The sequence below is a fragment of the Stenotrophomonas sp. YJH_SMC_48-3 genome (genome assembly GCF_059369375.1).
This window is the reverse complement of sequence record NZ_JCAFSQ010000023.1, coordinates 1-4,667: the sequence shown is the minus strand read 5'-3', so window position 1 is coordinate 4,667 and position 4,667 is coordinate 1. Positions and strand designations below refer to the sequence as shown.

The 4,667-nt window shown below is 66.6% G+C and carries 5 protein-coding genes; all 5 read left to right on the top strand.

Annotation, left to right across the window (positions count from 1 at the left end):
• Window positions 1–676 (top strand): methyl-accepting chemotaxis protein (locus AC5P65_RS20475; RefSeq protein WP_495230952.1); only part of this gene is annotated, 676 nt, incomplete at its 5' end.
• Window positions 677–834: 158 nt separating this feature from the next.
• Complete coding sequence (locus AC5P65_RS20470) at window positions 835–1,608, top strand: flagellar brake protein (RefSeq protein WP_021202160.1); 774 nt, start codon at window positions 835–837, stop codon at window positions 1,606–1,608.
• 194 nt (window positions 1,609–1,802) lie between these two features.
• Window positions 1,803–2,294, top strand: coding sequence for a chemotaxis protein CheW (locus AC5P65_RS20465; protein WP_019659583.1), 492 nt, complete (start codon window positions 1,803–1,805; stop codon window positions 2,292–2,294).
• A 136-nt stretch (window positions 2,295–2,430) separates the two neighbouring features.
• Window positions 2,431–2,814: a hypothetical protein gene (locus tag AC5P65_RS20460; protein ID WP_021202161.1), complete on the top strand. Its 384-nt coding sequence runs from the start codon at window positions 2,431–2,433 to the stop codon at window positions 2,812–2,814.
• Window positions 2,815–2,915: 101 nt separating this feature from the next.
• The coding region (locus tag AC5P65_RS20455) for a methyl-accepting chemotaxis protein (protein ID WP_495221670.1) at window positions 2,916–4,667 on the top strand (1,752 nt) is incomplete at its 3' end.

Here is a 4,667-nt window from a genome sequence, read left to right as displayed (position 1 = left end):
GGTGACCACCATGTCGGCCATCGAAGCCTCGTCGAAGAAAATCGCCGAGATCATCAGCGTCATCGACGGCATCGCGTTCCAGACCAACATCCTGGCACTGAACGCCGCGGTGGAAGCCGCCCGTGCCGGCGAACAGGGCCGTGGCTTCGCCGTGGTTGCCAGCGAAGTGCGTACCCTCGCCCAGCGCTCGGCCGCCGCCGCCAAGGAAATCAAGGGCCTGATCGACGACTCGGTGGGCAAGGTCGCCGAAGGCTCCAGCCTGGTGCACCAGGCCGGCAGCACGATGGGCGAGATCGTCGCCTCGGTGCAGCGCGTGACCGACATCATGGCCGAGATCTCCGCCGCATCGCAGGAACAGAGCGCCGGCATCGAGCAGGTCAACCAGACCGTGGTGCAGATGGACGAAACCACCCAGCAGAACGCTGCGCTGGTGGAGGAAGCCACCGCCGCCGCGCGTGCAATGGAAGACCAGGCCGTGCAGCTGGGCGAAGCCGTGGCCCGCTTCCGGCTGGCATCGCAGGGCACGACGGCCATTCCGGCGCGTCCGCTGGCGGCGCCGGTACCGCGCCAGGTCGCAGCTGCCGCACCGGCCGTGAAGGCGGCCCCGGCACGTACGCTGCGCACCGGGACAGCCCAGTCGGCGCTGGCTGCAGACGGCGACTGGCAGGAGTTCTGATGTCGCCAGGGTCGGACCCTTCTCCCTCGGGAGAGGGGTCTGGCCCCTTACGCATGGAAAGTGATGCAAATCCCACTTCATAATCCGGTGCAGAGGCCGATATCCCCATCGAGCCTCGCGCCAACGCGTGCTGGCGCCCGCCCCTGACCGTAGATTCCATGTCCGACGGCAACGACACTGCAGTGCATGATGTCCACGCGGCTGATGCCGCCGACGAACGTTTCCTGGTCCGCAACCCGCGCCAGTTGCGCCAGCTGCTGCGCTCGCTGATCGACCAGCGATCACTGATCAATGCCCATATCGACGGCCGCGACCGGTCGTTCCCGACCGCACTGCTCGAACTCGAAGAGGATGAAGACTACCTGCTGCTCGATGGCAGCCTGCAGGAGGCTTCCAACCGCGCCGCCGAACAGGCCGACCATCTGCTGTGCTTCGCCCAGCTCGAGCGTGTCCTCGTGCGGTTCCGCCTGCACGCGCTGGAGCGCGTGGACAACGATGGGCACGTTGCCTTCCGCGCCCCCCTTCCGGACGAACTGGTGCATCTGCAACGCCGTGAGATGTACCGGCTGGAAACCCCCGTCACTGATTCGCCCCAACTGCGGATCCCCGCCGGCGAGAGCCGCGCCGACGCCCTGTCGATGCGGGTGGTGGACATCAGTGGCGGCGGCCTGGCGGTCGCCGTGCCAACCGATTGCGCAGTGTTCAGCCTGCAGAAGCGCTACCCGGCGGTGCTGTCGTTGCCCGACGGCCCGGACCTGGAGATCGGGCTGGTTGTCTGCAACCTGTTGCCGCAGCGCCAACCCAACGGGATCGAGATCAAGCGGGTGGGCATGCGCTTTGACACCCTGCCGCGCGGCGCCGACAGCGCCATCCAGCGCTACATCTTCCGCATCGACCGCCAGCGCAAGGCACGCCGCAACGGCGAGCTGTAGGGCGCGTTCGATGGGTAGTGCCGGCCGCTGGCCGGCAACCCGCATATTGCCGTTGCCGGCCAGCGGCCGGCACTACCGATCCTCGGCAGACCCACGCCGTGCGCGGATGCCTCCGAGCCGGCGCCTAAAGTCCCCCCCGGAGGGGCCGATATCGAGCCTGACACCGGGACTTCCGGCAGAACCAGGACCCCTCGATGAACGACAAGACCAACTCCGCCGCCAGCGCCGGTGGCGAATTCCTCAGCTTCACCCTTGGTGACGAGCACTACGGCGTGGACATCCTCAAGGTGCAGGAAATCCGCGGCTACGACGCCGTCACCCGGGTGCCGGATGCACCGGACTACATCAAGGGCGTGATCAACCTGCGCGGCACCATCGTGCCGGTCATCGACCTGCGCCTGAAGCTGCGCCTGGACAATGCCCGCTACGACGCCTTCACCGTGATGATCGTGCTGAACGTCGAAGACCGCGTGGTCGGCATCGTGGTCGACAGCGTCTCGGACGTCATCCCGCTGTCGGCCGAGCAGATCCGTCCGACCCCGGAATTCGGCGCTGCCGTCGACACCCGCTTCATCTCCGGCATCGGCACCCACGACGACCGCATGCTGATCCTGCTGGACATCGAGACCCTGCTCGACAGCGCCGACATGGGGCAGAACGCCCTTGCCGAAGACGCTGCTGCCTGATCGAGCGGACCTGCTTCACGTTCCGGTCACAAAACCCTTCAGTTCTCCCCGGCAGTGCCGATAGGGGGACAGAAGCCGGTCGCGCAGGAGCGCGCGGAACCGGAACGACCATCACCATCCCCGGAGATATACCTCGATGAAGTCCCTGCTTGCGTTCGTTTCGGCCGCTGTCCTGGCCACCACCGCCTCCTCCGCGTTCGCCCAGTCGGCCGACATGATCCCGCCGGAACTGGCACCGCGCTCGGTCGGCAAGGACGGCATGGTCTGCGGCAAGGTCGAAAAGGCCCGCTACGCAGAAGGTTCCGAAGGCCAGCCGACCTTCCTTTACATGGGCGGCGCCTTCCCGCGCCACACCTTCTCGGCCCGCATCGCCGGCGAGAACCGCAGCAAGTTCTCCTTCCCGCTGGAAACCCTGGAAGGCAAGACCGTGTGCGTGATCGGCAAGATCCAGCGTGACGCCTCGCGCGCGGAAATCGAAGTCAGCTCGCCGGCTGGCCTGAAGCTGGCCAACATCAAGTAATCCGCTGTCCGTCGGACCACGCCGGTGCTGGTGCCGGCGTGGTTTCTGCTGCAACCGGGCCCGATGCCCGGGCGCGTCTGCCTTAGGAGCTCGCAACGCCCATGCCGTGGATCAACAACCTGAAACTGATGCCGAAGCTGCTGCTGACTTTCGGCGTCCTCCTGCTGGTGATGCTGTTGCAGGGCATCGTCGCCTATCGCGGCCTGCATTCGCTGAACAACGTCACCACCGAGCTGGCCGGTTCACGCATGGAGAGCATCCGCCTCGCCGGCGAGATGCGCGGCATGCTGGGCGAATACCGCAATGCCGCCTACCAGCAACTGATCCGGGCCAGCGACGACGTCAAGTCCGATGCGCGCAAGCAGGGCGTCGAGCTGCGCGCGAGCATGGACAAGTCGATCAAGGAGTACCCGAAGCTGGTCGACAACGCGCAGCAGAAGAAGCTGTTCGACACCTTCGCCAAGGAGTGGAAGGACGCCCTGGCCTCCTATGACAGTGTCACCGAGATGCTGGAGCTGGACCTGCCGGACGATGCCATCGATACCTTCGTCGGCGAAACCCGCACCAAGCACCGCAAGGCCGCCTCGGCACTGGAAGCGCTGATCGCCGAAGACAACCGCCTGGCCCGCGCCTCGCGCGAACAGGCCGCGTCCACCTATTCCGCCTCGGCCGTGCTGACCGTGATCGCCCTGCTGGGTGGCGCTGCGCTCGGCCTGGTGCTGGTCTGGCTGTTCGCCCGCGCACTGGTCGGCAGCGTGCGCGGCGCCGTCTCGGTCGCCAACGACGTCGCCGGTGGCAAGCTCGATGGCCATATCGACGTCAGCCGCCAGGACGAGGTAGGCGAACTGATGCAGGCCATGCAGCGCATGCAGCGCGACCTGCGCGAACGCATCGAGACCGACCAGGCGGTCGCCCGAGAGAACCTGCGCATCCGCACCGCGCTGGATTACAGCTCCACCGGCGTGTACCTGACTGATACCAGCAACAACATCGTTTACACCAATCGCGCCCTGCAGCAGACCCTGAGCCAGTACCAGGACGACGTGCGCCGCGACCTGCCGGACTTCGATGCCCAGGCCTCGCTGATCGGCAAGCCGGTCACCGTGCTTGAGCACCGTGGCGAAATGGACCAGACCCTGCTGGGCAACCTGAAGGCGCACGGTGTCGCCCGCCGCCCGATGCAGTATGGCGACGCCCAGTTTGCCCAGGTCGTCTCGACCATCCGCAATGAGGACGGTGACACTGTCGGCTACGTGGTGGAATGGCGCGACCGTACCCAGGAAGCGCAGGTTGAAGCGGAAGTGGCCCGCGTGATCGCCCAGGCCGCCGCCGGCGACCTGTCCGGCCGCATCGATGCTACCGACAAGGAAGGCTTCTTCCTGCAGCTGGCCCAGCAGATCAACGGCCTGCTGGACGCCAACGCCGGCAGCATCGAACAGATCTCCGGCCTGCTCGCCGCACTGTCGCAGGGTGACCTGACCGTGCGCATGCACGGCGACTACCAGGGCGTGTTCGCCCGTATGCGCGACGATGCCAACGCCACGGCCGCGCAGCTGAGCGAGATCGTCACCCGCATCAAGCAGTCCAGCCGCGCGATCAGCTCGGCCGCCGGTGAGATCGCCTCGGGCAACAGCGATCTGTCGCGCCGTACCGAACAGCAGGCCGCCAATCTGGAAGAAACCGCAGCCTCGATGGAGGAACTGACCTCCACTGTGCGCCAGAACGCCGAACACGCCCGCCAGGCCAACCAGCTCGCCATCGGCGCCCATGGCGTCGCCTCGCAGGGCGGTGAGGTGGTGGGCCAGGTGGTGACCACCATGTCGGCCATCGAAGCCTCGTCGAAGAAAATCGCC